The organism is Streptomyces sp. NRRL S-37, assembly GCF_000721605.1.
In the GTDB taxonomy this organism is placed as follows: Bacteria; Actinomycetota; Actinomycetes; order Streptomycetales; family Streptomycetaceae; genus Streptomyces.
Genome location: NZ_JOIZ01000005.1, coordinates 455084 through 481098, shown reverse-complemented (window position 1 = coordinate 481098; position 26015 = coordinate 455084). Strand labels below are relative to the sequence as shown.

The window sequence follows — 26015 nt, the reverse complement described above, 5'->3', positions numbered from 1 at the left end:
CGGCGTGCGTAAGCGTACGCCCGTTGATTTGAATGCCAGGCGGGGTGTCCGCCTGCTGACGGCTGTCGGCCGCGGCCCCCGGTTCGGCCTGGACCACCACGACTGCGAACACCGGGCTCCGCGCGTTTATGCCGCCGGGGCCTTCTCGACGATCCTCGGCTTGAGTTCCGCGTTCTCCAGGATGTCCCGGAGGTGGCGTTCCACGACGGGGAGCACCTCGGCGATCGTGATGTCGCGGCCCAGCTCGTCCGCCAGGGAGGCGACGCCCGCGTCGCGGATGCCGCACGGGATGATCTTGTCGAACCACTTGTTGTCGGGGTTCACGTTGAACGAGAAGCCGTGCATCGTGACGCCCTTGGCCACCCGGATGCCGATCGCGGCGATCTTGCGGTCCTCGCGGCGCTGGCCGGCGTTGGAGGGCGCGTACTCCGGGCCGTTGAGGCGGGGGTCGAACTCGTCGTCGGTGAGCCGGGGGTCGAAGTCCAGGGAGAGCCCGCCGAGCGTGGGGCGCTGCTCCACCGGGTCGCCGAGGACCCAGACGCCGCTGCGGCCCTCGACCCGGGTGGTCTCCAGGCCGAACTCCGCGCAGGTGCGGATCAGGGCCTCCTCCAGGCGGCGGACGTGCGCGACCACGTCCACCGGGCGGGGCAGCTTCTGGATCGGGTAGCCCACGAGCTGGCCGGGGCCGTGCCAGGTGATCTTGCCGCCGCGGTCCACGTCGATGACCGGGGTGCCGTCGAGGGGGCGCTCGTTCTCCGCGGTGCGCCGGCCGGCCGTGTAGACCGGGGGGTGCTCCAAAAGGATCACGGTGTCGGGCACCTCGTCGGCGAACCGTGCCGCGTGCACCCGGCGCTGCTCGTCCCAGGCCAGCTGGTAGTCCACGGCCTCGGCCCCGAAACCCATCCGTACGAACCGCAGATCGCTCACGGCAAAGCGCCTCCCTAGAAGGTCGTCAGGCACGGAACGCGCCCACGCCACTGTACGACCGTTCGAGCGGGGGGTGACCGGGGGCCGGTCGGGGTCGGTCGGGCCGGCCGAGTCGGCCGGGGCGACTGTCAGCCTTCGGGCAATCCTCACACGATCGGATGAATGACGGTCGAATTCTGCGATCGGGTGCTTACTCTCCGCTACATTCACGCCGTCCGTGTGGCCATAAGGGCTGCTCACAGGCAATCCGGGCACCTCGCTCAGCCGGAAGGCAGGAGACCGCACCGCAGATGACGGAACGACCCGCGCAGCGCACCCCCAACCGACAGCTCGCCGCGCTCATCGCAGAAGCGGGGTTCTCCAACGCGGGACTCGCCCGTCGCGTGGACCAGCTCGGTCTCGAACACGGGCTCGACCTGAGATACGACAAGACGTCCGTCACCCGCTGGCTGCGCGGGCAGCAGCCCCGCGGTACGACCCCGGCGCTGATCGCCGAGGTCTTCACCCGGCGCCTGGGGCGGCGGCTGACCGCGCAGGACCTGGGGCTGGACGCCTGTGCGCCGGTCTACGCGGGGCTGGAGTTCGCCGCCACCCCCGAGGAGGCCGTCGACATCGTCAGCGGGCTGTGGCGCAAGGACTCCGGCAGCCACGCCGAGCTGCGGAAGATCGCCTTCACCTCGGCGGGGCTGGTCGTGCCGAGCCGGGACTGGCTGATCGGGCGGGCGGACGAGAAGGTGGCCCGGGCGGAGCCGCCGGTACGGGTTCCGGCACAGGGCCGGCCGCCGCTGCGGCCGGCCGAACTGCTCGCGCGCCGGCGTGCCGCGGCCGAACGCGGTCCGGGCCACCGGGTCACCGGCGGTGACATCGCGGCGCTGCGGTCGGTCGGCGAGCTGTTCCGCACCCTCGACGACGCGTACGGCGGCGGGCACGCCCGCCAGGCCCTCGTGCGGTACCTGGAGCACGAGTGCGAGCCGATGCTGCGCGGCACGTACGGTGAGCAGACCGGGCGGCGGCTGTTCGCGGCCGCCGCGGATCTGACGCGGCTGGCCGGGTGGACGTCGTACGACATCGCGGCGCACGGGCTCGCGCAGCGGTACTTCGTGCAGGCGCTGCGGCTGGCACAGGCGGCGGGGGACCGGGCGTACGGCGCATACGTCCTGGTCACCATGAGCCGGCAGGCCGTCTACCTCGGGCACGGACGGGAGGCCGTGCAGCTCGCGCGGGTCGCCCAGCAGGGGGCGGGCGGGTCGGGACCGCCGGCCGTGCAGGCGCTGCTGCACGCGGCCGAGGCGCGGGGGCACGGGGTGCTCGGAGAGGTGCGGGCCTGCACGGCGGCGCTGGTGCGCGCGGAGCGGGCGCTGGAGGGGGCGCGGCCCGGTGACGAGGTTCCGTACTGGGCGCGCTTCTTCGACGAGGCGCAGCTCGCCGACGAGTTCGGGCACTGCCACCGGGATCTGCAGCAGTTCCGGGCCGCCGCGCAGCACGCCGAGCGGTCACTGCGGTTGCGGGCGCCGGGGTACGCCCGCAGCCGGCTCTTCTGCCGGGTGGTGCTGGCGACCGCCCGGCTCGGTCTGGGGGAGCTGGACCAGGCGTGCCAGCTGGCCGCCGAGGCGGCCGGGGCGGCGGCGGAGATGCGCTCGGTCCGGGCCGTCGAGTACGTCCGGGACTTCGAACGCAGGCTGGAGCCGTACCGGGACGCCGCCCCCGTACGCACGTACCGCGACAGAGTCGCGGCCTACGGCTGACCGGGGCAGCGCCCGCGGCTTCCGTCACCCACGCCGGGGCCCGGCGAGGTGCAGGTCGGTGCGAACGCCCCAGCCCAAACCCGAGCCGGGGCCCGTCGAGGTGTCGGGTGGCGCGGACGTCCCGGCCCGCACTCGCGTACCGCCCGGCGAGGTGCCGGGCGGTGCGAACGCCCCGGCCCATACCCGAGCCGGGGCCCGTCGAGGTGTCGGGTGGTGCGGACGTCCCGGCCTGCACTCGCGTACCGCCCGGCGAGGTGCCGGGCGGTGCGAACGCCCCGGCCCGCACCCGAGCCGGGCCTCGGCGAGGTGCCGGTCGGCGCGGACGCCCCGGACCGCATCCGCGCGGGGCACCCCCCGGCTCACGCCGCGTGAGCGCTCGGTACAGGATCCGCCTGGTGCATCGACCGCCCCACGCCCAGATCCGCCAGGATCGCCGCGGCCGCCCGGTGCGCCGAGTGCAACGCCCCCTGCACCGTCCCGGTGTCCCGGTGGTCACCGCACACGTACAGCCCCGCCAGCAACCGCACCGGCCGCAGCAGATCGTGCGGCGGTCGCATCGCCGGCACCGCCTCCGCCGTGTGATACACCCCCAGCGTCTCCCACCGCGCCGTCGACACCCCGTACAGCCGGGCCAGATGCATGCGCACGGCCGTGTCCACCCCCGGCGCCGGCGGCCCCAGGACCGTCGAGCTGACCAGCGTGCGCCCGGCCGGGGCCCGGGACGGGTCGACCCGGCTGACGACCGCCGTGTGCGCCACCGGCCCGCCCCGCTCGGCGTCGAGCAGCAGCGAGGTACCGGCCCCCGGGACCTCGTCGACGCTGTGGTGCACCACCGTCACGGGGTGGAAGCCCGGCACCCGCAGCCCGGGCAGCAGCTCGGCGGCGGCCCGCGCCCCGGTCGCGATCAGCACCGCGCCGCACCGGAACTCCCCGTGCTCCGCGGTGGTCACCGAGGTCGTCGACACGGAGGTGACCCGCACCCCCGTGTGCACCGTGCCCGGCGGCAGCGTCCGCGCCAGTGCCCGCGGCAGCGCCTCCGCACCGCCCTCCGGCACACACAGCCGCCCGCTCGCGAACGCCCGCAGCGCCAGATCCGCGCACCGGCTGGACGTGGTGAGGTCCGGATCGCACAGCAGGGCGGCGAGGAGAGGGCGCAGGAAGCCGTCGATGGTCCGGGCGGGCAGGCCCCGGGCCGGCAGCGCCTCGGCCGCCGTCGTCTCGGGCCGGGCCAGCAGCCGTTCCACCGGCGTGCCCGCGAGCTTGCTGAACGCGGCGCCCAGGCGGGCCTGGTCGACCGCCGTGCCCAGCGGGGCGCCGGTGCGGCTGCGGGGCACGGACACCTGCCGTCCGGGCACGGCCACCGGCCTTCCGGGCCCGCCGCCCGGCCGTGGGGCGCTCGCCAGGGCGCGCACGGCATGGAGTGCGCCCCTCGCGCTCCGCGCTCCTCTCGCGCCCGGCTGCACGCCCGCACGGTGGTGCCGTCCGTCGCTGTGCAGCAGGACACCGGGCGCGAAGGGCCGCAGCACCAGCCCGTCGAGGCCCGAGGCCGGCCGTAGTTCGGGATACGCCGTGGACAGCAGCCGTCCGATCCGGTCGAGCCGGAAGCCGTCGATCTTCTCGGTCGCCATCCGGCCGCCCACCTCATGGGCGGCCTCCAGGACCAGGGTGGTGACTCCTGCGCTGGTCAGTCGTCGCGCCGCGGAGAGTCCGGCGACCCCGGCTCCCACGACGACGACGTCCGCCTGGTACGTGGGCTCAAGCACGTGCCCCTCCTCGAGGTTGCGCGGGCGCTGCAGACGTCATGCCCTCAACAGGCCCCAGGGATACCCGAGTTCGGGTCGAGGTTAGGGCTGTGGCCGAGTACCCGGTCAGTCGCGCATGGACAGGGCACGGGCGCACGACGGTCGCATACGCACGCCGGACGGGCACGAGGTGGTCGCAGAGGGCTCGGAGACGGACCGGTCCCGGGCGGACCGTGGTCACGCCGGTGCGCCCTCCCGCCTTCACCTGATTCTTGCGAGGAGGCTCCGGCGTTCACGCCGGGGAGGAATCGCATCCGAGTATGGCGACGCGGAGCGTCGCCGAAGCCCGTATGGCTACCAGCATGACCCAAGGTGAGGCGAACGCTTGTGCCTGTGATCGCTGGTCGGGGTGGTGGTTGCGGGAAGGGTGGGTGTGTGTGCGGCTGTCGTATCTGATCGAGATGGGACGCAAACACGGGCGGGACATCCGCCTGGTCCACCCCGCGTACACCACGATGGACTGCGCACAGTGCGGAGCGAGAGCCAAGCACGCACTGCCGCTGGGTGAACGCACCCACACCTGCACCGCCTGCGGAACCGTCTCCCCACGGGACAAGAACTCCGCACGCGTCATGCTCGTCCGGGCTGGTCTCAACCCGGCTGGCGCCGATGGCACAAGACCTCCTGGAGCGCCGCTCCAGGAGGCAGCCTGAGCCAGGAATCCCCTCCCTTCAGGGAGGGGAGGATTCAAAGCGCCGCCCGGACCGCCCCCTCGATCCGGGGGAACGCGAACCGGAAGCCGGACTCCAGCAGCCGGGCCGGCAGCACCCGGGCGCTGCCGAGGACATCCCCGGCCATCTCCCCGAGCACCGCCCGCAGCACCGGCGCCGGCACCGCGAACACCGCCGGGCGGCGCAGCACACGCGCCATCGCCGCGGTGATCTCACGGTTGGTCACCGGGTGGGGCGCGGTCAGGTTGAACGGTCCGGACAGTCCGTCGGTGTCGAGGAGATGGCGCAGGGCCGCCACCTCGTCGTGCAGGGCGACGAACGACCAGTACTGGCGTCCGTCGCCCATCCGTCCGCCCAGCCCGGCCCGGAAGAGGGGGAAGAGCCTGCCCCACGCCCCGCCCTCGCGCGCCACCACCAGGCCGGTGCGCGCGAACACCGTCCGTACGCCCGCCTCCCGCGCCGGTGCCGCGGCCGCCTCCCACTCGACGCACAGCTCCGGCAGGAAGCCCTCGCCCGGCGGCGCGCTCTCGTCCACCGGCCGGTCGCCGGTCTCGCCGTAGTAGCCGATCGCGCTGCCGTTGAGGAACACCCGGGGCCGTACGTCCCCGGGCAGCCCGGCGACGGCCTCGGCGAGCGCGGTCGTGCCGCCGACCCGGCTGGCCCTGATCCGCGCCTTGTAGGCCGCCGTCCAGCGCCGGCCGCCGACCCCGGCGCCCGCCAGATTGACCACCGCGTCGCACCCGGCGAGGCCGGCCGCGTCCACCGACCCGCGCTCCGGGTCCCAGCGGACCTCGTCCGCCGCCCGCGGAACGCGCCGCACCAGCCGGACCACCTCGTGCCCGTCCGCCGTCAGGGACCGCGCCAGCGCGCCACCGATGAGCCCGGACGCACCGGCCACCGCGATTCGGGAACGTTCCATGGCGTCCATCCTGCCCCTGACGGCACGGAAATCACGGCCGGGGCGACGCGATCCGCCCGTACAGTGGCACTCATGTCCGAACCGTCCATACGCATCGCCCGTCCCGACGACGAGGGGGAACTGGCCCGCCTCGACCGCGAGACCTGGTCCACCCTGCACGCCGTCACCCCGCCGCCGGCGGACGACTCGTTCTTCAGCGAGCGGTCCGGGCCCCGGGACCACCGTGTCGCCGAGTACGGGGGCCGGATCATGGGGTACGTCCGTCTCGGCTTCCCCACCGAACTCGCCAGCAACGCGCACGTACGGCAGATCCGCGGCCTCGCCGTCGCCGAGGAGGCGCGCGGTCTGGGCGTGGGCCGGGCCCTGGTGCGGGCCGCCGTCGCGGAGGCACGGGAGCGCGGCGCCCGCCGGATCACCCTGCGCGTGCTCGGCCACAACACCGCCGCACGCGCGCTCTACGCGTCCGAGGGCTTCGTCGTGGAGGGCGTGCAGCCGGGGGAGTTCTTCCTCGGGGGCGAGTACGTCGACGACGTCCTGATGGGGCAGTCGCTGGTCTGACGGGGACCGCGGGGGCTACGACGTCACCGGCTCCCCCGTGTCCACCGGCGCCGTCGCGTCCGCCGCGCGCTCGGCGTCGTCCGCCACCTCGTCCGCCGTCAGCACATAGCCGGTCTCCGCGTCCGAGGTGGAACGCGCGAACACCACGCCGTACACCCGGCCCTCGGTGGTCAGCAGCGGGCCGCCGGAGTTGCCGGGGCGGACGGTCGAGCGGATCGAGTAGATCTCCCGGACGACCACCGCGTCGTTGTAGATGTCCTGCCCCCGGGCCCGCACCCGGCCTGCGACCGTCGCCGCCTGCAGGTTCAGGTCGCCGTCCTGCGGGTAGCCGGCGACGACCGCGGAGTCGCCGCGACCGGCGTCGTCGTCGAACTCCAGGACGGGCGCCCGCAGCTCCGGCACGTACAGCACGGCCACGTCCTTGCGCGGGTCGAAGAGCACCACCCGTGCCGCGTACGTCCGCCCCACCCCGCCCACGCGCACGGTCGGCTCGTCGATGCCGGCCACCACATGGGCGTTGGTCATCACGTGCTCCGTCGCGTACACGAAGCCGCTGCCCTCGCGGCCCTGGAGGCCCGTCACGCCCTCGACCTTCACCGTGCCGAGCCGCGCCGCCCGGGTGGCGGCGGCGGTGACGCTGTCGCCGGTGGGCGCGGCGACCTCGGCGGTCGACTCGTTCTCGAACGGGTTGAAGACCTGCGGGAAACCCGCCTCGGTCAGCGCCGTCGTGGCCCGGGAGAACCAGCCCGGGGTGGTGTCCGGCATCGCGTCCTGCACCGTGCCCAGCAGCCGCGAGTCCCGGATCGCCGACGTCACCAGCGGGGAGGAGGAGGCGCCCAGCACGCTCGCCACCACCCACGCCACGATCAGCACGGCCACCGAGTTGGCCGCCGCCCCGCCGACCCCGTCCGCCACCCGCAGCGGGCCCCGGTCCAGCTCCCGCCGCAGTCTGAGCGCCAGCCGCCCCGCCAGCTCATGGCCCGTCACGGCCGGCAGCAGCACCGTGAAGACGGCCGTCACCGTCGCCCGGGTCGTCCCCGGCGTCACCAGGTCCATCACCCACGGCAGGATCCACACGCCCACGACCGCACCGCCCACGAAACCGGCCAGCGAGACGCAGCCCGCCAGCAGTCCGCGCCGGTAACCGGACGCCGCGTAGGCCAGGACCACCAGCAACAGCAGGATGTCGAGCAGGTCCACGCACGCCGCCTCTCTCTCGGGACCACCGGCCCATCAGTACGTGGGGGAGGGGCCCGGTGATCAGCCACGCGCGCGCGACGGCCGCGGAAATGCGGCCACGCGCGCGTGTACCGGGGAAAACGTCCCGGACCGAGGCGATGGTTCCACCGGGTGGCGCAGTACGGATCGCGGACGGGGGCGGACCGGCCCACAGTGGGCTCATGCGTGTCCCCAGGAGACCGCGCGGAGCGCGGAGACACCGCTCCCCCCGGATACACGGCGGGCCCGGCTCCCCGCGCCCGCCACGGGCCGTCACGGCGCCGCTCGGCTGTCTGCCGGGCGTGGCCGCCGCGGTCGCCCTGGTGCTGTGCGCCTACGGCGTCGAGCACGCCGCCGAGGACTCCGCCGCGCGCAGCGCCGCACGGACCGCGGCCGCCCACCGGGCGCCGGCGCCGGCCGTCGTACCCCGCTCCGTCTGGCTGGGCGAAGCCGAGCGGGACCAGCCGCCGCCGCGCTACGACGACGAGGTCGTCGCCGTCTTCGTCCACCACACCGACTCGCCCAACGGCTACGACTGCGCCGACGCCCCCGGCATCATCCGGGCCCTGTACGAGGGCCAGACCGGCGCCCGCGACTGGGACGACCTCGGCTACAACTTCGTCGTCGACCGCTGCGGCACCGTCTACGAGGGCCGCGCGGGCGGCACCGACCGCCCCGTCACCGGCGCCCACACCCAGGGCTTCAACCACCGCACCACCGGGATCGCCGCCCTCGGCACCTTCACCGAGGGGGTCGAGGTGCCGCGGGAGATGCTGCGCGCGATCGCCGCCGTGGCCGCCTGGAAACTCGGCACGTCCGGCACCGACCCGCGCGCCGACGTCCGGCTGGTCTCCAGCAACGGCGGCAGCCGCTACGCGGCCGGCACCACCGCCGTCCTGCCCACGGTCGCCGGCCACAGCGACGGCTACATGACCGACTGCCCGGGCGCCGCGCTCAGGGCCCGCCTCCCGGAGATCAGGTCCCTGGCGGCCCGCCTCCAGGGCCGCGGGACCGGGGACACCCTGCCCGACGACACCCGGACCGCCGTACGGAACGACAACGACACAAGGAACACACGGAACGAAGAGCAGGCCCCATGAACGACACACCCGACCGAAGTACCACCTGGGCGGACGCCCTGCGCCGCCCCTGGACGGCCCTGTGCGCCGCCGCCGCCGTCGTCCTGGGCCCCACGGCCCACACCGCCGCCGCCCTCATGCAGGCCAACGCCGCGCCCCTGCGCCACGCGCCGTGCCCCCACCGGCGCCTGTGAACCGGCCCGCCGCTCAGCCCCCGAACCGCTCCCACAGCCGCGGGTAGCGTTCGGCGAGCAGGGCCTGGTTCTCGAAGTCGAGCGGCGTGCCCTCCGGCTCCGCGGGGGCCGGGGGCAGGTCGAGGTCGGGCGCCACCGTCCCGGTGAGCTGCTCGTACGCCTCGTCCGCGGCGTAACCGAGGTCCTCGCCGTCGCCGTCGACCTCCTCGTCGAACTCGTCCAGCAGATCGGCCAGCGCGTCCGGGTCGTGCAGCGCCCCCTCGAACACCTCCCGGCCCTGGCCGATCAGCCAGCACCGGAAGTAGTCGAAGGCGTCGTCGCTCGCCCCGTCCAGCAGCACCCAGGCGGCGCCCCACAGATCCCAGTGGTAGGCGCGGTGGTACCGGGACTCGAAGTGACGGGCGAAGTCCAGGACCGCCTCCGGGTCCAGCCGCAGCAGCCGCTCCACCAGCAGATCGGCCTGCTCCTCCGGATCACCCCCGGCGTCCTCACGGGCGGCGTCCACCAGCTCCCAGAACTCCGTCTCGTCCATCACGAAGTCAAGCATCGACCCTACGCCCCACGGACGCACCCGCAGCGCACACAGGGGCGCGGGGAACTGCGCACGGGGGTCTGGGGGCAAAGCCCCCAGGGACGATGGGGGTACTTCCCGCTCGAGCGAAGCCGAGAGTGGGGGGAGGGAAGGGGCGGCGGGGGCGAAATCCCCGGAGGGCACCCCATCCCCGCACCAGGGAATCGAAAAGGCCCCCCTTCTCACAACCCGTACAGCTCCGCCAGCCGCGCCGCCTCCGCCGCGAACCGCTCCCGCAGGGACGGAGGCGCCAGCACCTCCACCTCCGCCCCCAGCGCCGTCAGCTGTTCGCGGGCGACCTCCTCGGACTCCACCGGCAGGGTCACCGTCACCCACTCGTCCCCCTCCGGCTCCCCCGCCCGCGCCAACGCCTCCCGCGCCGCGACCGCGTCCATGGCGTGCGGCAGCCGGCGCACCCCCTCCGCCGACAGCCGCACCACGACCTCCGCCCGCAGGATCGACCGCGCGAACTGCTTCGCCCGCTCGTCCCAGAACGCCGGCAGATCGAAGTCCTCCGCCCGCTCGAAACGCTCCGCGCCCGCCTCCACCGCCGTGAACCGGTCGATCCGGTACACCCGGAAGGACCCCTGCCCGGCCACCCGCGCACACAGGTACCAGACCCCCGCCTTGAGCACGAGCCCGTACGGCTCCAGCTCCCGCTCCACCTCGCCGCCGTCACGCCGGTACCGGGCGGTGACCCGCCGGTCGTCCCACACCGCGTCCGCGACCGCCGGCAGCAGCCCGGGCGTGTCCGGCTCGTGAAACCAGTTCGGCGCGTCCAGATGGAACCGCTGCGCCGCCGTACGGGGGGCGTCCCGCAGGGACGGCGACAAGGCCGCCGACACCTTCAGCCGGGCCGCCGACGCCGCGTCCTCCAGCCCCATCTCGCGCAGCGCCCCCGGCACCCCGGACAGGAACAGCGCCTCCGCCTCCCCGCGCGCCAGCCCCGTCAGCCGCGTCCGGTACCCGCCGACCAGCCGGTAGCCGCCGATCCGCCCCCGGTCCGCGTACACCGGCACCCCGGCCTCCGACAGCGCCTGCGCGTCCCGGGTGACCGTCCGCTCCGACACCTCCAGCTCCCCCGCCAGCTCGGCGGCGGTCATGGAGGGCCGGGACTGGAGCAGCAACACCATCTTGATCAGCCGGGCAGCGCGCATGCGCCCATCATGCAAGAAGCCCCCGCCCGGGGTGGGCGGGGGCCTCCTGCGCGGTCAGGCCGTCACAGGCCGTACTTCTCGCGCGCTTCCTTCACCGAGGCCGCCTGGACCTCACCACGGCGGGCGAGCTGGGCCAGGGCCGCGACGACGATGGACTCGGCGTCCACGCCGAAGTGGCGGCGGGCCGCGTCACGGGTGTCCGACAGGCCGAAGCCGTCGGCGCCCAGCGACGAGTAGTCCTGCTCGACCCACTGCGCGATCTGGTCCGGGACCTGGCGCATGTAGTCGGAGACCGCGAGGACCGGACCCTCGGCGCCCTGGAGCGCCTGCCGGACGAACGGCACCCGGTCCTCGCCGCGCAGCAGCGCCTCGTCCGCCTCCATGGCGTCCCGGCGCAGCTCGGTCCACGAGGTGGCGGACCACACGTCGGCGGCCACGCCCCACTCCTCGGCGAGCAGCTTCTGCGCCTTCAGCGCCCAGTGGATCGCCGTACCGGAGCCGAGCAGCTGGATCCGCGGGGCGTTGGCCGCCGGGGACAGCCCGGCCGTCTCCGCCGTGTTGAAGCGGTACAGGCCCTTGACGATGCCCTCGTCGATGCCGGCCGCCTGCGGTTTGGCGGGCTGCGGCAGCGGCTCGTTGTAGACCGTCAGGTAGTAGAAGACGTTCTGGTCCTCGCCGGGCAGGGCCTCGCCGAACATCCGGCGCAGACCCTCCTTGACGATGACGCCGATCTCGTACGCGAACGCCGGGTCGTACGTCAGGGCCGCCGGGTTGGTCGCCGCGATGACCGGCGAGTGGCCGTCGGCGTGCTGCAGGCCCTCGCCCGTCAGCGTGGTGCGGCCGGCCGTGGCGCCGACGAGGAAGCCGCGGCCGAGCTGGTCGCCGAGCTGCCACATCTGGTCGCCGGTGCGCTGCCAGCCGAACATCGAGTAGTAGATGTAGAACGGGATCATCGTCTCGCCGTGCGTCGCGTACGACGTCGAGGCGGCGACGAACTCGGCCATGGCACCGGCCTCGGTGATGCCCTCGTTGAAGATCTGGCCGTTCTTGGCTTCCTTGTAGTACATGAGCTGGTCGCGGTCGACCGGCTCGTACGTCTGGCCCATCGGCGAGTAGATGCCGAGGGACGGGAAGAGGCTCTCCATGCCGAAGGTGCGCGCCTCGTCGGGGACGATCGGCACCCAGCGCTTGCCGGTCTCCTTGTCGCGGACCAGGTCCTTGACCAGGCGGACGAAGGCCATGGTGGTGGCCACGTTCTGCGAGCCGGAGCCCTTGTCGAAGGCGGCGAACGCCTTGTCGGCCGGCTGCGGCAGCGGCGCGACCGGGTGCACGCGGCGGGCCGGGGCCGGACCGCCGAGGGCGGCACGGCGCTCCTGGAGGTAGCGGACCTCGGGGGAGTCGGCGCCCGGGTGGACGTAGGGGACCTGGCCGTCGACGAACAGGGAGTCCGGGATCGGCAGTTCCAGCCGGTCGCGCATCGCCTTGAACTCGTCCACCGTCAGCTTCTTCATCTGGTGGTTGGCGTTCTTGGAGGCGAAGCCCTCACCGAGGGTGTGACCCTTGACGGTCTGCGCCAGGATCACGGTCGGCGCGCCCTTGTGGGCGAGCGCGGCCTTGTACGCGGCGTACACCTTGCGGGACTCGTGGCCGCCGCGCGAGAGGTGGAAGCACTCGAGGATCTTGTCGTCGCTCAGCAGCTTCGCCATCTCGACGAGCGCCGGGTCCTTGCCGAAGAAGTCCTCGCGGATGTAGGCGGCGTCGCGCGTCTGGTACGTCTGCACCTGCGCGTCGGGCACCTCGCGGAGGCGTCGTACGAGGGCGCCGGTGGTGTCGAGCCGGAACAGCTCGTCCCACGCCGTGCCCCAGAGCGTCTTGATGACGTTCCAGCCGGCGCCGCGGAACTGGGCCTCCAGCTCCTGCACGATCTTGAAGTTGGCGCGGACCGGACCGTCGAGGCGCTGCAGGTTGCAGTTGATGACGAAGGTCAGGTTGTCGAGCCGCTCGCGGGAGGCGAGGGTGAGCGCGGTCGTCGACTCGGGCTCGTCCATCTCGCCGTCGCCGAGGAACGCCCAGACGTGGGAGTCGGAGACGTCCTTGATGCCGCGGCTGGTCAGGTAGCGGTTGAAGCGCGCCTGGTAGATCGCGGAGATCGGCCCGAGGCCCATGGAGACGGTGGGGAACTCCCACAGCCAGGGCAGGCGGCGCGGGTGCGGGTACGACGGCAGGCCGTTGCCGCCGGCCTCGCGGCGGAAGTTGTCGAGCTGCTGCTCGCCGATCCGGCCGTCGAGGAAGGCGCGGGCGTAGATGCCGGGGGAGGCGTGGCCCTGGATGTAGAGCTGGTCGCCGGAGCCGTCACCCTCCTTGCCGCGGAAGAAGTGGTTGAAGCCGGTCTCGTAGAGCCAGGCCGCGGAGGCGAAGGTGGCGATGTGGCCGCCGACGCCGTACTTGCTGCCGCGGGTCACCATGGCCGCCGCGTTCCAGCGGTTCCAGGCGGTGATCCGCTGCTCCAGCGTCTCGTCGCCGTCCACGGAGGGCTCGGCGGCGGTGGGGATGGTGTTGACGTAGTCCGTCTCGAGGAGCTTCGGCAGCGCGAGGCCGGCTCCCTCGGCACGCTCCAGCGTGCGGCGCATCAGGTACGCGGCACGGTGCGGCCCGGCCGCCTTGGTGACGGCGTCCAGGGAGGCCTGCCACTCGGCGGTCTCCTCGGGGTCGCGGTCCGGGAGCTGGTCGAGCTCGCTCGGCTGGATGGCGTTGGGGTCGGTCGTCATGTCGCCGCCTTCCTCAGTCGAAGGGGGGTGCCCTTGTGTCTTTGGCAGGACAGGGCGGAGGGCTCGGGTGCAAGCCCGCTGGCGACTGTAACTCCCTGATCGATGATCGATCAAAGGGTTGAGGGGCAAAATCTCTCAATCCCGAGAAAGTAGGCACCGCGTGCCTTCGGCGGTGGCACGGGGTGACTGCCCGGTCGGGGTGTTTGCGCAGGTGAGGAGGCGTACGCGCAGAAGAGCCCGGGCGGCTCGGCCGCGTGGGCGCGAAGGGGGTCTGGGGGCGAAGCCCCCAGGGACGATGGGAGTACCTCCCGCTCGAGCGAAGCCGAGAGTGGGGGAGGGAAGGGGCGGCGGGGGCGAGAAAACCCCCGGCGTCACGCCCGAGGCGCACACCCCAGCACATGCGCCTTGACCAGATCCGCGATCAACGGATCCCGCCGCCGGAACGCGGCGACCAGCTCCTCGTGCTCCTCCGCATAGGACTGCTGCACCGTCCCCAGCCACCGTATCGACAACGCGGTGAACACCTCGATCCCCAGCCCCTCCCACGTGTGCAGCAGCACCGAGTTCCCGGCCGCCCGCACCAACTCCCGGTGAAATCCCACGGTATGCCGCACCTGCCCCGTCCCGTCGGACAGCCGGTCGGCTTCGTACAGCGCGGCGACGTGCGGCTCCAGCGCCGAGCAGTCCTCCGCCAGCCGCCCCGCGGCCAGCTCCGCCGCGATCGCCTCGAGACCGGCCCGCACCGGGTAACTCTCCTCCAGGTCGGCCGCCGTGAGGTTCCGCACCCGTACGCCCTTGTTGGGCGCCGACTCGATCAGCCGCAGCGACTCCAGCTCGCGCAGCGCCTCCCGTACGGGCGTCTGGCTGACCTCCAGCTCGGTCGCGATCCGCCGCTCCACGATCCGCTCGCCCGGCTGCCAGCGTCCGCTGATGATCCCTTCCAGGATGTGCTCGCGGATCTGTTCGCGCAGCGAGTGGACGACGGGCGCGGTCATGACGGGCTCCTTAGCGGGGCCCACGGGCCCCCGGGGGGCTTTGACGCTTAGACAATACGGCGACCGACCCGCCCGGGAGGGGCGCACAGGGGAGCTTTCGCCCAGGTGAGACGAGACTTACACGCGGTCCTCGCTGCGCTGACCAGGTGGCTTTATATGGTCATCGGACCAGTGATGTGCGTGACGAGTCGCGGATGAGTCGGCCGTTCCAAAAAATGATCCTGCACTTTTCCCTCGGATCAGACGGGACATGAACGACGATGACGCGAGCCAAATGGCCCGGACTCTCGCGCCCGTGGGTCTCCGCCCGACGACGCGGCCTTCGACTGGGCGGCGCGATGGTCTTCGCCGTCGCGCTGCTCGGTGTTTCGCCGGCCGGTGTCGCGGCGGTCACCGGCCTCGGCGGGGACGGGCCCGACCCCGGCAAGTGCGGCTACGGCCACTACGACCCCTGTAAGGGCGAACCCGGCCCTCCCGGCCCCTCTGGACCCCCCGGTCCTCCTGGGCCTTCCGGTCCTCCTGGGCCTTCCGGTCCTCCTGGCCCCTCTGGTCCTCCTGGGCCTTCTGGTCCTCCTGGCCCTTCTGGTCCTCCTGGGCCTTCCGGTCCTCCTGGCCCTTCTGGTCCTCCTGGGCCTTCCGGTCCTCCTGGCCCTTCTGGTCCTCCTGGGCCTTCCGGTCCTCCCGGCCCCTCTGGTCCTCCCGGGCCGTGCGTGAGTATCGACAGCTACAACCGCGGCTCACAGCAGTACACCGGCGTCATCAACCCCGACAGTGACATCAGGGTCGGCACCCGGGACCTCCAGGCGGACCCGGCCCCGTACACCTGGTCGGACCTGTCGGACAACCAGGACGCCCCGACGAACGCCTGCAGCATCACGGTGACCGAGCAGGGGAACACGCTGAACGTCCAGGTGATCACCACCACCGGCACGGTGGTCGAGACGTTCTGCAGCGTCCCCGGCAACCAGCTCGTGTGCAACGACCCGTGGACCCCGGTCACCCCGCAGCCGCCGGCGTGATCCCTGCCGACCGGAACACGGGCCCACGCCCCCCACACGCCCGTGCCCCCACCCGAGAACTCCGGGTGGGGGCACGGGCGTCTGCCTCGACGGACGACGCCTACAGGCCGAGCTCGACCTCGAACTCGCCGGCCTCCAGGATCGCCTTGACCGCCGTCAGGTAACGGGCCGCATCGGCACCGTCCACCAGGCGGTGGTCGTAGGAGAGGGTCAGGTAGGTCATGTCGCGGACGCCGATGACCGTACCCTCCTCGGTCTCGATGACGGCCGGACGCTTGACCGTGGCACCGATGCCGAGGATCGCGACCTGGCCCGGGGGCACGATGATCGTGTCGAACAGCGCACCGCGCGAACCGGTGTTGGAGATGGTGAAGGTCGCGCCGGCCAGCTCGTCCGGGCTGATCCTGCTGGCCCGGACCTTGCCCGCCAGGTCGGCCGTGGCCTTGGCGATACCGGCGATGTTGAGGTCACCGGCGTTCTTGATGACCGGGGTCATCAGGCCCTTCTCGGAGTCCACCGCGATACCGATGTTCTCGGTGTCGAAGTAGGTGATGGTCCCCTCGGCCTCGTTGATCTTGGCGTTGATCGGCGCGTGCGCCTTCAGCGCCTGGGCCGCGGCCTTGACGAAGAACGGCATCGGGGAGAGCTTGACGCCCTCACGCGCCGCGAACGCGTCCTTGGCACGGGCGCGCAGCTTCATCAGACGGGTGACGTCGACCTCGACCACCGAGGACAGCTGGGCCTGCTCGTGCAGGGCCTTGACCATGTTGTCGCCGATGACCTTGCGGATCCGCGGCATCTTCACGGTCTGGCCGCGCAGCGGGGAGGCCTCCAGGGCCGGGGCCTTCCTCGCGGCGGGAGCCGCCGCGGCGGCCGGGGCCGGGGCGGCGGCCTTCGCGGCCTCGGCGGCGGCGATGACGTCCTGCTTGCGGATGCGGCCGCCGACGCCGGTGCCCTTGACGGCGGACAGGTCGACGCCGTTCTCGGCGGCGAGCTTGCGCACCAGCGGGGTCACGTAGGCGCCCTCGTCCGTGGCCTGGGCGGCGGCCGGAGCGGCCGGAGCGGCAGCCGGGGCCGGGGCGGGCGCCGGAGCGACCGGGGCCGCGGGCGCCTGCGGGGCCGGAGCCGGGGCGGCCGGGGCCGGAGCGGGCGCCGGGGCGGCCTGCTGCGGAGCCGGAGCCGGAGCCGGAGCCGGAGCGGCCGGGGCGGGAGCCGGAGCCGGGGCGGGCTGCGCCGGGGCCTCGGGGGCGGCCGGGGCCTGGGCGGCGGCCGGAGCGGCACCCGCCTCGCCGATGACGGCGAGCTTGGCGCCGACCTCGGCCGTCTCGTCCTCGCCGACCACGATCTCCAGCAGCGTGCCGGACGCGGGGGCGGGGATCTCGGTGTCGACCTTGTCCGTCGACACCTCCAGCAGCGGCTCGTCGGCCTCGACGGTGTCACCGACCGACTTCAGCCAGCGGGTGACGGTGCCCTCGGTGACGGACTCGCCGAGCGCGGGCAGGACCACGTCCGTGCCCTGGGCGGAGCCGCCGCCGGCCGTGGCCTCGGCGGTGGGCGCCGGGGCCGGGGCGGCCTGCTCGGTGGAGGGCTGGGCCTGCGGCTCCGGGGCGGGAGCCGGCGGGGCGGCCTGCTCGGCGGCCGGGGCCTGCTCGGCCGCAGGGGCGCCGGTGCCGTCGTCGATCAGCGCCAGCTCGGCGCCGACCTCGACCGTCTCGTCCTCGGCGACCTTGATGGAGGACAGCACGCCCGAGGCGGGGGCCGGGATCTCGGTGTCGACCTTGTCGGTGGAGACCTCGAGCAGCGGCTCGTCGGCCTCGACGCGCTCACCCTCGGCCTTCAGCCAGCGGGTGACAGTGCCCTCGGTGACGCTCTCGCCGAGCGCCGGAAGGGTTACGGAAACCGCCATGGTTTCGGTTGCTCCTTTAAAAGTGCGGAAGTCTGTGTCGTCGCGCCCGAAGACCGAAGCGGTCAGTCGTGCATGTGGAGCGGCTTGCCGGCCAGCGCCAGGTGGGCCTCGCCGAGCGCCTCGTTCTGCGTCGGGTGGGCGTGGATGAGCTGGGCCACCTCGGCCGGCAGCGCCTCCCAGTTGTAGATCAGCTGCGCCTCGCCGACCTGCTCGCCCATACGGTCGCCGACCATGTGGACGCCGACCACGGCCCCGTCCTTGACCTGGACCAGCTTGATCTCGCCGGCGGTCTTCAGGATGCGGCTCTTGCCGTTGCCACCGAGGGGGAACTTGATGGAGACGACCTTGTCCGCGCCGTAGATCTCCTTGGCCTTGGCCTCGGTGACGCCGACGGAGGCGACCTCCGGGTGGCAGTACGTCACCCGCGGGACACCGTCGTAGTCGATCGGAACGGTCTTCAGACCGGCCAGACGCTCCGCCACCAGGATGCCCTCGGCGAAGCCGACGTGCGCGAGCTGGAGGGTCGGGACGAGGTCACCGACGGCGGAGATGGTCGGCACGTTGGTGCGCATGTACTCGTCGACCAGGACGTAGCCGCGGTCCATGGCGACGCCCTGCTCCTCGTAGCCCAGGCCCTGCGAGACCGGGCCGCGGCCGATGGCGACGAGCAGGACCTCGGCCTCGAACTCCTTGCCGTCGGCGAGGGTGACCTTGACACCGTCCTGGGTGTACTCGGCCTTCTGGAAGAAGGTGCCCAGGTTGAACTTGATGCCCCGCTTGCGGAAGGCGCGCTCCAGCAGCTTGGAGCTGTTCTCGTCCTCGACCGGGACGAGGTGCTTGAGGCCCTCGACGATCGTGACGTCGGCGCCGAAGGACTTCCACGCGGAGGCGAACTCGACGCCGATGACGCCGCCGCCCAGGATGATCGCGGACTTCGGCACGCGGTCCAGGACGAGGGCGTGGTCGGAGGAGATGATCCGGTTGCCGTCGATCTCCAGGCCCGGCAGCGACTTCGGTACGGAGCCGGTCGCCAGCAGGACGTGGCGGCCCTGGACGCGCTGGCCGTTCACGTCGACGGAGGTGGGGGAGGACAGCCGGCCCTCACCCTCGATGTAGGTGATCTTGCGGGAGGCGACCAGACCCTGCAGGCCCTTGTACAGGCCGGCGATCACGTCGTCCTTGTACTTGTGCACGCCCGCCATGTCGACGCCCTCGAGGGACGCCTTGATGCCGAACTGCTCGCTCTCGCGGGCCTGGTCGGCGATCTCGCCCGCGTGCAGCAGGGCCTTGGTGGGGATGCAGCCGTTGTGCAGGCAGGTGCCGCCGAGCTTGTTCTTCTCGATCAGGGCGACGTCCAGGCCCAGCTGCGCCCCGCGCAGGGCCGCGGCGTAGCCACCGCTTCCACCGCCGAGAATCACTAGGTCGAAAACGGTGCTGGCGTCGTTCGCCACGTCACGTCCTCCATGCATGTGCGCCACGCCGGTCTCCAGTGACCGGTCGGCGGCTGGTGTCCGGCCGCTCTATGTTCTCGGCCCTTAGGTGGGGCCCTGTCCTGCCGAGCCCCATCTTCGCACCTGCGGGACCCGAACGAGACGCCGGGCCGTGGTGTGAGACACCCCACGTTCCCCAAGGGGGGTGCCCCTTCGCCCCCGGACGCCCGGGCGGGCGGGGCCTGCCCGCGCCTCCGAGGGGGCGCTGCCCCTCGGTCTCGCACGTGCGGGTGGGCGGGGGTTGTTCGCGCAGTTCCCCGCGCCCCTGAAGGGGCGCGTCCGGCGGGCGGCGTCTGCCAGGAGGGGCCGGCCGCAGCCGGCCCGAAAGGGGCGCGGGGAACTGCGCGACCGGCCACAACGGACCCGCAGTCGCGCAATTCCCCGCACTTCCGGCCCCTTGGGCGCGCCCAGGAGCAACTCCTAGCCGAGATCCCCCGAAGCCGCCAGCTCGGCAACCCGCACCAGCGTGCGGACGGCCGACCCCGTCCCGCCCTTCGGCGTGTACCCGAACGGCCCGCCCTCGTTGAACGCCGGCCCGGCGATGTCCAGGTGCGCCCAGGTGATCCCCTCGCCCACGAACTCGCGCAGGAAGAGGCCCGCGACCAGCCCGCCGCCCATCCGCTCACCCATGTTGGCGATGTCGGCGGTCGCCGAGTCCATGCCCTTGCGCAGGTGCTCCGGCAGCGGCATCGGCCACGCCGGCTCGCCGGCCTCCTCCGCCGCCTCGAGCACCGCGGAGCGGAACGCGTCGTCGTTCGCCATGATCCCGAACGTCCGGCTGCCCAGCGCCAGCACCATCGCCCCGGTCAGCGTCGCGACGTCCACGATCGCGTCCGGCTTCTCCTGCGAGGCCGCCCACAGCGCGTCCGCGAGGACCAGCCGGCCCTCGGCGTCCGTGTTGAGCACCTCCACCGTCTTGCCGCTGTACATGCGCAGCACGTCACCCGGGCGCGTCGCCGAGCCGGACGGCATGTTCTCGGCCAGCGCCAGCCAGCCGGTCACGTTGACCTCGAGGCCGAGGCGCGCGGCGGCGACGACCGCGGCGAACACGGCGGCGGCACCGCTCATGTCGCACTTCATCGTCTCGTTGTGGCCGGCCGGCTTCAGCGAGATGCCGCCCGAGTCGTAGGTGATGCCCTTGCCGACCAGCGCGAGGTGCTTCTTCGCCTTGGACGAGGTGTACGACAGCTTCACCAGCCGCGGCCCCGACGCCGACCCGGCGCCGACGCCGAGGATGCCGCCGTAACCGCCCTTGGTCAGGGCCTTCTCGTCGAGCACCTGCACCTTGATGCCGTGCTCCTTGGCCGCCGCCTGGGCGATGGCCGCGAACGCCTCGGGGTTGAGGTCGTTCGGCGGCGTGTTGATCAGGTCGCGGGCGCGGTTCAGCTCCTCGGCGACGGCGGTGGCGCGCTCGACCGCGGCCTTGTACGCCTTGTCGCGGGGCTTGCCGCCGAGCAGCGCGGCCTCGGCGAGCGGCGCCTTGCCGTTCTTGCCGTTCTCCTTGTAGGCGTCGAAGGAGTACGCGCCCAGCAGCACGCCCTCGGCGACCGCGCCGGCGTCGGCGGCGTCCGTCAGGGGCAGGGCGAACGCGGCCTTCTTGGAGCCGGCGAGGGCACGGGCGGCCACACCGGCCGCCTTGCGCAGCGCCTCGGCGTCGTAGCCGGCGTCCTCCTCGGGCTGGGTGCCGAGGCCCACCGCCACCACGAGCGGCGCCTTGAAGCCGGCCGGCGCGGGGAGCTTCGTCACCTCGCCCTCGGCACCGGACGCGCCGAGGGTCTCCAGGACGCCGGCGAGTCCGCCGTCGTACGCCTGGTCCACGGCCTCGGCGCCCGGTGCGACGACGGGACCTCCCGGCTCTGACGTGGAGCCCTTGGCGACACCGATCACGATCGCGTCGGCCCGCAGGCCGGGGACCGCGGCGGTGCTGAGAGTGAGAGCAGTCACGGTGGTGAAATCTCGCTTCCGATGTGAAGTTGCGGTGGCCGAAAGGTGTGGGTCGACCGGGCCCGGCAGCCGACCCTAGTTCCGACATACGGGCGCGGTGCCGTCGGGGTCGTCCCCGGGCGGCGGACACTCGGCACGAGCCTACGCGCGTGTGAGCGTTCGCTCGCTCCTGCGGGCGTTCACCTCACGGTGGCGCCGTGGCCGTTTCCCGTACCCCGCCGTCGTACCCGGGGACGGCGACGATGATCCTTGAGGTTCCTGTGTACCGCCCGCGGTGCCGACCACACCGCCGCCCGTTCTGGAGACCGCCCGGTGAGACGACCCTTCCTCCTTCTTCCGCTGCTCGCCCTGCTGCTGGCGGCCTGTACGGCCGGACCCGGACCCGGTGCCGGCGCCGACGACGCCGCGAGGACACCGGCCGGCGACCGCTGGCGGCCCCGGGCCGGCACCGCCTGGCAGTGGCAGCTCAGCGGACGGCTCGACACCTCCGTCGACGTCCCGGTCTACGACATCGACGGCTTCGACCACTCGGAGGAGACGGTCGCGAAGCTGCACCGCGACGGCCGGAAGGTCATCTGCTACCTCTCCACCGGCGCCTGGGAGGACTTCCGCCCGGACGCCGACGACTTCCCGAAGTCGGTGATCGGCCGCGGCAACGGCTGGGAGGGCGAGCGCTGGCTCGACATCCGCCGTACCGACGTCCTGGAGCCGCTCATGGCGGAACGCCTCGACATGTGCCGGGAGAAGGGCTTCGACGCGGTGGAGCCGGACAACATGGACGGCTACCGCAACCGCACCGGGTTCCCGCTCACCGCCGGTGACCAGCTCCGCTACAACCGGCTGATCGCCCGGCTCGCCCACGAGCGCGGCATGGCCGTCGGCCTGAAGAACGACCTCGACCAGATCCCCGAACTGGTGGACGACTTCGACTTCGCGGTCAACGAGCAGTGCGCCCAGTACGGCGAGTGCGCCGAGCTGACCCCGTTCGTCGAGGCGGACAAGGCCGTCTTCCACGTCGAGTACGAGCTGACCACCGACCGCTTCTGCGCCGACTCCCGCCGGCTGGGGCTGAGTTCCCTGCTCAAGAAGTACGAACTGGACGCGTGGCTCCAGGCCTGCTGAGGCCCGGTCCCGTCACCGGCGTGTCCGCCGTCCGGTAGGCGAGGGAGCGGAGGCCGGGCCCGGCACCGTCCCGCGATCTCACGGGGCGGAAAACCCGGCCTCACCCGATTGCCGAGTGGAAAGTGCGCCACTGTGTCCCATTTCGGGCACAACGGGGAATCGTCCCGTCATGCTGCCTTCGGAACTCTCCCCGGGCCCATAGGAGGACTTGGACAGTGGCGGACAAGAGCACAGTGGGCTCGTTCCACGAGGAGACCTACGAGGACGAGCTGCCGGTGCGGCGTCAGAGGCGTGGCGAGGTCGTCGTCAAGTGGCTGACGACCACGGACCACAAGACGATCGGCACGCTGTATCTGGCGACGTCGTTCGGGTTCTTCCTGCTGGGCGGGATCCTGGCGCTGGTGATGCGCGCCGAGCTGGCCCGGCCGGGCCTGCAGGTCGTCTCGAACGAGCAGTACAACCAGTCGTTCACGATGCACGGCGCGATCATGCTGCTGATGTTCGCGACGCCGCTGTTCGCCGGTTTCGCCAACTGGATCATGCCGCTGCAGATCGGCGCGCCGGATGTGGCGTTCCCGCGCATCTGCATGCGCGCGCCCGGCATGACGATGTTCCGCATGCCGATCTTCACCTGGAACGTGCTGCTGACCGGTGTGCTGGTCCTGCTCGCCTTCCCGGTGCTGGCCGCCGCGCTGTTCGCCCTGGAGGCGGACCGCAAGTTCGGCGCGCACATCTTCGACGCGGCCAACGGCGGGCCGATCCTGTGGCAGCACCTGTTCTGGTTCTTCGGCCATCCCGAGGTGTACATCATCGCGCTGCCGTTCTTCGGCATCATCACCGAGGTCATCCCGGTCTTCTCCCGCACGCCGATCTTCGGTTACATGGGCCTGGTCGGCGCGACCATCGCGATCGCGGGTCTGTCGGCGACGGTGTGGGCGCACCACATGTTCCCCACCGGTGCGGTGCTGCTGCCGTTCTTCTCCTTCATGACGTTCCTGATCGCGGTGCCCACCGGGGTGAAGTTCTTCAACTGGATCGGCACCATGTGGAAGGGCAGTCTCTCCTTCGAGACGCCGATGCTGTGGGCGCTGGGCTTCCTGGTCACCTTCCTCTTCGGCGGTCTGACCGGCGTCCTGCTGGCCTCGCCGCCGCTGGACTTCCACGTCACGGGAACACGGTTTCGACGATCGCCTCGTTCCTGCTGGGCATGTCGATGCTGCCGTTCATGTACAACGTCTGGAAGACGGCCAAGTACGGCAAGCCGGTCGGCGTCGACGACCCCTGGGGCTACGGCCGTTCGCTGGAGTGGGCGACCTCCTGCCCGCCCCCGCGCCACAACTTCCTGACCCTGCCGAGGGTCCGCAGCGAGTCCCCGGCGTTCGACCTGCACCACCCGGACATCGCCGCGCTGGACGACAGCGAGAACCGTCCCCGGACCTCCGTGACCGTGGCCCCCGGCGACAAGCAGCAATGAGAACACGGCCCGGAACGTGGAGGAGCGTGTGAACCCCCGTCAGGACGGCGCCCTCGGCTGGAACCGGCTCGAAGGCCACCTTCTGTGGGCCGCCGAGGTCGAGGAGGCCCGGCGGCAGGCCCACCGGTTCGCCGGGGAGCTGCCGTGGCTGACGACCGCGCAGCGCGAAGAGGTGGAACGCGTGTACCGGGCCGACCGGATCGCCGCCTCCCGGGCCGCACTGGTACGGATCCGCGACCGGGCGGCCGAACTGCGCACCGAGTACGAGACCCGCTACCGGCGGCTGAGGGCGCGCTGCGTCGCCCTGGCGGTCGTGGCGGGGGCGAGCGGCGTGGCCACGGCGATCGCCGCGTTCCTCGTCCGGTGACGACGGCCCGGTCCCGAGGCGGTCTCAGCCCAGTGACATGACGACGAGCGCGGTCGTCGCCGCCGTCTCCGCGAGCCCGCCGAACACATCCCCCGTGACCCCGCCGAAACGGCGGACACAGTGCCGCAGCAGCAGTTCGGCGACGGCGACGGCGAGGACCACCGCGAGTACGGCGCGCAGGACGTCGTACGCCCCCAGGAGTGCGCCCCCGGCCGCCGCGAGCCCGGTGACCGCGAGCGCGACGCCCACCGTGCCCGCCACCGGCACCACCCCCGCGACCGCCGCGCCCAGCCCCTCCGGGCGGGCCGGCGGCACACCGGTGCGGGCGGCCAGGGTGAGCGCCAGCCGCGCCACGACCGCCGACACGACGGCGGCGAACGCGCCCCGCGCCCCGTCATGGCCGTACGCCTGCGCCAGCGCGGCCACCTGGGCCAGCAGCACGAGGACGAGCGTGAGCACCCCGAACGGGCCGATGTCCGACTGCTTCATGATCCGCAGCGCGTCCTCGGCGGGCTTGGCGCTGCCGAGTCCGTCCGCGGTGTCGGCGAGCCCGTCGAGGTGCAGACCGCGGGTCAGGGCGGCCGGTACGGCGACGGCGGCGACGGCGGCGAGCGGCGCGCCCGCGCCGAGGAGCAGCAGCAGGAGCCCCGCGGCGGCGGCCAGGGCGCCGACCGCCAGCCCGGCCGCCGGGGCGCACAGCATTCCGGCGCGCGCGGCCGGCCGGTCCCAGCGGGTGACCCGGACCGGGAGCGCGGTGAGGGTGCCGAAGGCGAAGCGGAGGCCGTCGGCGGCGGATGCGGGGGAGGGGGGTGCGGGCACCGGCGCAGATTACCCGGCGGTCACCGGGGCGCCCACGGCCGCTGTGGATAAAGTGCCGATATGGGACATTGGCTGGACCGGAACATCATCGAGCCGGGCAAGCTTCCGCTGCTCCTCGCGCTCGCCGCCTTCGTCCTCACCTTCGTGATCACCCGGATCATCACCCGTCTGATCCGGGCCGGGAAGGGCCCCTTCGGCAATGTCACGGCGGGCTCGGTGCACATTCACCATGTGGTGCCCGGCGTCATCCTCACGGTCGTCGGTGGCTTCGGCGCGGTGGCGAGCGGCGGGGAAGGGCTGGGCTCCGCCTTCGCCGCGGTGCTGTTCGGGATCGGCGCGGGGCTGGTCCTGGACGAGTTCGCGCTCATCCTGCACCTCGACGACGTGTACTGGACCGAGGCGGGGCGCAAGAGCGTGGAGATGGTCGTCCTCACCGCCGCGCTGGTCGGGCTGCTGCTCGCCGGATTCGTGCCGTTCGGTGTCAACGACCTGTCCCAGGAGGAGCTGCAGAACCGCGCGGGTGCCGCGGCGAGCATCGGCGCGAACTTCCTGTTCGCGCTGATCGCCCTGAGCAAGGGCAAGGCGCGGGTCGCCGTCTTCGGCGTGATCATCCCGGTCGTCGCCGTGATCGGGGCGCTGCGGCTGGCCCGGCCGGGATCGCTGTGGGCCCGGCGCCTCTACCGGCGCCGGCCGCGTGCCCGCGCCCGCGCGATCCTGCGTGCCTACCGCCACGACCGCCGCTGGTCCGGCCCCCGCCGGGCCGTCGAGAACTGGCTCGGCGGCACACCGGACCCCACACCGCGGCCCCTGGAACGAGGCTGACCCCAAGTCTTTTCCGCCCCAGCCGCCCCTTCGCGCCCACGCGGCGGAACCGCATGTCGGCACAACCCCGCGCCCCTGCAGGAGCGCGGGGAACTGCGCGAGCAACCACCCGCCCACCCGCACGTCGGGGTCGAAGGGGCGGCGCCCCTTGAAGGAAGGGGCGGCGGGGGCGGAGAAACCCTTCCGCTCAGCCCTCCGAGCTCACGCCTCTTCCGCGTGGAGGCTCATCGGGCCGTAGATCTCCGTGGTGTCCTCCAGCAGCCGCACCTGATCCGCACCACCCTCGAGCAGAGCCTTCCAGTGCTCCCCGATCCAGGACTCGGCATCCCCCTGCGTGGGGAACTCCTCCGGCGGCACCGCGGGCTCGACCTGCGTCCCGTCGGCCTTCTCGAACCGCCACGTCCATGCCGCCATGTACGCCTCCCAAGAGTGTGATCACACCGGACCC

General features: G+C 72.8%; 21 protein-coding genes and 2 pseudogenes. 10 read left to right on the top strand and 13 right to left on the bottom strand.

Features of this window, described 5'->3' with window-relative positions:
* Window positions 1-126: 126 nt before the first annotated feature.
* On the bottom strand, window positions 127-927 hold the full coding sequence (gene lipB / locus IH50_RS0109060; protein WP_030859172.1) for a lipoyl(octanoyl) transferase LipB: 801 nt from the start codon (window positions 925-927) through the stop codon (window positions 127-129).
* Between the two features lie 290 nt (window positions 928-1217).
* Between lipB and IH50_RS0109055 the strand changes: the two genes are divergently transcribed.
* Window positions 1218-2672, top strand: a complete 1455-nt coding sequence (locus IH50_RS0109055; RefSeq protein ID WP_030859170.1) for a hypothetical protein — start codon at window positions 1218-1220, stop codon at window positions 2670-2672.
* 359 nt (window positions 2673-3031) lie between these two features.
* On the opposite strand, the gene IH50_RS0109050 is transcribed toward IH50_RS0109055, so the two are convergent.
* Window positions 3032-4435: an NAD(P)/FAD-dependent oxidoreductase gene (locus tag IH50_RS0109050; RefSeq protein WP_030859168.1), complete on the bottom strand. Its 1404-nt coding sequence runs from the start codon at window positions 4433-4435 to the stop codon at window positions 3032-3034.
* Between the two features lie 431 nt (window positions 4436-4866).
* Here IH50_RS0109050 and IH50_RS39510 point away from each other — a divergent pair.
* Window positions 4867-5127: pseudogene (locus tag IH50_RS39510) on the top strand (zinc ribbon domain-containing protein); the annotation flags it as partial.
* 34 nt (window positions 5128-5161) lie between these two features.
* On the opposite strand, the gene IH50_RS0109045 reads toward IH50_RS39510, so the two are convergent.
* Window positions 5162-6064: a TIGR01777 family oxidoreductase gene (locus IH50_RS0109045; protein ID WP_030859166.1), complete on the bottom strand. Its 903-nt coding sequence runs from the start codon at window positions 6062-6064 to the stop codon at window positions 5162-5164.
* Between the two features lie 72 nt (window positions 6065-6136).
* On the opposite strand from IH50_RS0109045, the gene IH50_RS0109040 reads away from it, so the two are divergent.
* Window positions 6137-6622: a GNAT family N-acetyltransferase gene (locus IH50_RS0109040; RefSeq protein WP_030859164.1), complete on the top strand. Its 486-nt coding sequence runs from the start codon at window positions 6137-6139 to the stop codon at window positions 6620-6622.
* Between the two features lie 15 nt (window positions 6623-6637).
* On the opposite strand, the gene IH50_RS0109035 is transcribed toward IH50_RS0109040, so the two are convergent.
* Entirely contained in the window at window positions 6638-7822 is a 1185-nt protein-coding gene (locus IH50_RS0109035; RefSeq protein WP_030859162.1) for a MarP family serine protease, read from the bottom strand.
* Between the two features lie 320 nt (window positions 7823-8142).
* On the opposite strand from IH50_RS0109035, the gene IH50_RS0109030 reads away from it, so the two are divergent.
* Window positions 8143-8940 carry a peptidoglycan recognition protein gene (locus IH50_RS0109030; RefSeq protein ID WP_420709037.1) on the top strand — a complete coding sequence of 266 codons (798 nt, stop codon included), beginning with the start codon at window positions 8143-8145 and terminating at the stop codon, window positions 8938-8940.
* Entirely contained in the window at window positions 8937-9113 is a 177-nt protein-coding gene (locus IH50_RS41975) for a hypothetical protein (protein ID WP_199822057.1), read from the top strand. The genes IH50_RS0109030 and IH50_RS41975 overlap by 4 nt, the downstream gene beginning before the upstream one ends.
* Window positions 9114-9126: 13 nt before the next feature.
* On the opposite strand, the gene IH50_RS0109020 is transcribed toward IH50_RS41975, so the two are convergent.
* The 4 genes from IH50_RS0109020 to IH50_RS0109005 form a co-directional block, all read right to left on the bottom strand.
* A complete protein-coding gene (locus tag IH50_RS0109020) occupies window positions 9127-9645 on the bottom strand; it encodes a DUF4240 domain-containing protein (protein ID WP_030859159.1) in 519 nt (172 codons plus the stop codon).
* Between the two features lie 221 nt (window positions 9646-9866).
* The gene (locus tag IH50_RS0109015; RefSeq protein WP_030859157.1) at window positions 9867-10841 is read right to left on the bottom strand and encodes a helix-turn-helix transcriptional regulator; all 975 of its coding nucleotides are present in this window, start codon (window positions 10839-10841) and stop codon (window positions 9867-9869) included.
* A 62-nt stretch (window positions 10842-10903) separates the two neighbouring features.
* Window positions 10904-13609: a pyruvate dehydrogenase (acetyl-transferring), homodimeric type gene (gene aceE / locus IH50_RS0109010; protein ID WP_030859155.1), complete on the bottom strand. Its 2706-nt coding sequence runs from the start codon at window positions 13607-13609 to the stop codon at window positions 10904-10906.
* Between the two features lie 371 nt (window positions 13610-13980).
* Complete coding sequence (locus tag IH50_RS0109005) at window positions 13981-14604, bottom strand: GntR family transcriptional regulator (protein ID WP_030228993.1); 624 nt, start codon at window positions 14602-14604, stop codon at window positions 13981-13983.
* Between the two features lie 710 nt (window positions 14605-15314).
* On the opposite strand from IH50_RS0109005, the gene IH50_RS42465 reads away from it, so the two are divergent.
* Window positions 15315-15623 (top strand): hypothetical protein, encoded by a 309-nt coding sequence (locus IH50_RS42465; protein WP_051767222.1) that lies wholly within the window; start codon window positions 15315-15317, stop codon window positions 15621-15623.
* Between the two features lie 100 nt (window positions 15624-15723).
* Here the strand turns inward: IH50_RS42465 and sucB are convergent, their stop codons facing one another.
* The 3 genes from sucB to IH50_RS0108980 all read right to left on the bottom strand — a co-directional run bounded on the left by sucB (window position 15724) and on the right by IH50_RS0108980 (window position 20963).
* Window positions 15724-17529, bottom strand: a complete 1806-nt coding sequence (gene sucB, locus IH50_RS0108990; protein ID WP_030859151.1) for a 2-oxoglutarate dehydrogenase, E2 component, dihydrolipoamide succinyltransferase — start codon at window positions 17527-17529, stop codon at window positions 15724-15726.
* Window positions 17530-17591: 62 nt separating this feature from the next.
* Window positions 17592-18980, bottom strand: a complete 1389-nt coding sequence (gene lpdA, locus IH50_RS0108985; protein WP_030859150.1) for a dihydrolipoyl dehydrogenase — start codon at window positions 18978-18980, stop codon at window positions 17592-17594.
* A 459-nt stretch (window positions 18981-19439) separates the two neighbouring features.
* Window positions 19440-20963 (bottom strand): leucyl aminopeptidase, encoded by a 1524-nt coding sequence (locus tag IH50_RS0108980; protein WP_030859149.1) that lies wholly within the window; start codon window positions 20961-20963, stop codon window positions 19440-19442.
* A 312-nt stretch (window positions 20964-21275) separates the two neighbouring features.
* Between IH50_RS0108980 and IH50_RS0108975 the strand changes: the two genes are divergently transcribed.
* From IH50_RS0108975 to IH50_RS0108965, 3 genes and pseudogenes are all read left to right on the top strand, one after another.
* A complete protein-coding gene (locus IH50_RS0108975) occupies window positions 21276-22085 on the top strand; it encodes an endo alpha-1,4 polygalactosaminidase (RefSeq protein ID WP_030859148.1) in 810 nt (269 codons plus the stop codon).
* A 269-nt stretch (window positions 22086-22354) separates the two neighbouring features.
* Window positions 22355-23559: pseudogene (locus IH50_RS37520) on the top strand (cytochrome c oxidase subunit I).
* A 28-nt stretch (window positions 23560-23587) separates the two neighbouring features.
* On the top strand, window positions 23588-23926 hold the full coding sequence (locus IH50_RS0108965; RefSeq protein WP_030859147.1) for a hypothetical protein: 339 nt from the start codon (window positions 23588-23590) through the stop codon (window positions 23924-23926).
* 24 nt (window positions 23927-23950) lie between these two features.
* On the opposite strand, the gene IH50_RS0108960 is transcribed toward IH50_RS0108965, so the two are convergent.
* The gene (locus IH50_RS0108960) at window positions 23951-24745 is read right to left on the bottom strand and encodes an adenosylcobinamide-GDP ribazoletransferase (RefSeq protein WP_030859146.1); all 795 of its coding nucleotides are present in this window, start codon (window positions 24743-24745) and stop codon (window positions 23951-23953) included.
* A gap of 60 nt (window positions 24746-24805) precedes the next feature.
* On the opposite strand from IH50_RS0108960, the gene IH50_RS0108955 reads away from it, so the two are divergent.
* Window positions 24806-25567, top strand: coding sequence for a hypothetical protein (locus tag IH50_RS0108955; RefSeq protein WP_030859145.1), 762 nt, complete (start codon window positions 24806-24808; stop codon window positions 25565-25567).
* 201 nt (window positions 25568-25768) lie between these two features.
* Here the strand turns inward: IH50_RS0108955 and IH50_RS0108950 are convergent, their stop codons facing one another.
* Window positions 25769-25981 (bottom strand): hypothetical protein, encoded by a 213-nt coding sequence (locus IH50_RS0108950; RefSeq protein WP_030859144.1) that lies wholly within the window; start codon window positions 25979-25981, stop codon window positions 25769-25771.
* Window positions 25982-26015: the final 34 nt, after the last annotated feature.

What these genes read in the sequence shown, in the direction of transcription:
- IH50_RS0108950 (WP_030859144.1), bottom strand. Translation starts at nt 25,981, where the DNA reads ATGGCGGCATGGACGTGGCGGTTCGAGAAGGCCGACGGGACGCAGGTC.
- IH50_RS0109020 (WP_030859159.1), bottom strand. Translation starts at nt 9,645, where the DNA reads ATGGACGAGACGGAGTTCTGGGAGCTGGTGGACGCCGCCCGTGAGGAC.
- aceE (WP_030859155.1), bottom strand. Translation starts at nt 13,609, where the DNA reads ATGACGACCGACCCCAACGCCATCCAGCCGAGCGAGCTCGACCAGCTC.
- IH50_RS0109040 (WP_030859164.1), top strand. Translation starts at nt 6,137, where the DNA reads ATGTCCGAACCGTCCATACGCATCGCCCGTCCCGACGACGAGGGGGAA.
- sucB (WP_030859151.1), bottom strand. Translation starts at nt 17,529, where the DNA reads ATGGCGGTTTCCGTAACCCTTCCGGCGCTCGGCGAGAGCGTCACCGAG.
- IH50_RS0108955 (WP_030859145.1), top strand. Translation starts at nt 24,806, where the DNA reads ATGGGACATTGGCTGGACCGGAACATCATCGAGCCGGGCAAGCTTCCG.
- IH50_RS41975 (WP_199822057.1), top strand. Translation starts at nt 8,937, where the DNA reads ATGAACGACACACCCGACCGAAGTACCACCTGGGCGGACGCCCTGCGC.
- IH50_RS0109005 (WP_030228993.1), bottom strand. Translation starts at nt 14,604, where the DNA reads ATGACCGCGCCCGTCGTCCACTCGCTGCGCGAACAGATCCGCGAGCAC.
- IH50_RS0109045 (WP_030859166.1), bottom strand. Translation starts at nt 6,064, where the DNA reads ATGGAACGTTCCCGAATCGCGGTGGCCGGTGCGTCCGGGCTCATCGGT.
- IH50_RS0109015 (WP_030859157.1), bottom strand. Translation starts at nt 10,841, where the DNA reads ATGCGCGCTGCCCGGCTGATCAAGATGGTGTTGCTGCTCCAGTCCCGG.
- IH50_RS0109055 (WP_030859170.1), top strand. Translation starts at nt 1,218, where the DNA reads ATGACGGAACGACCCGCGCAGCGCACCCCCAACCGACAGCTCGCCGCG.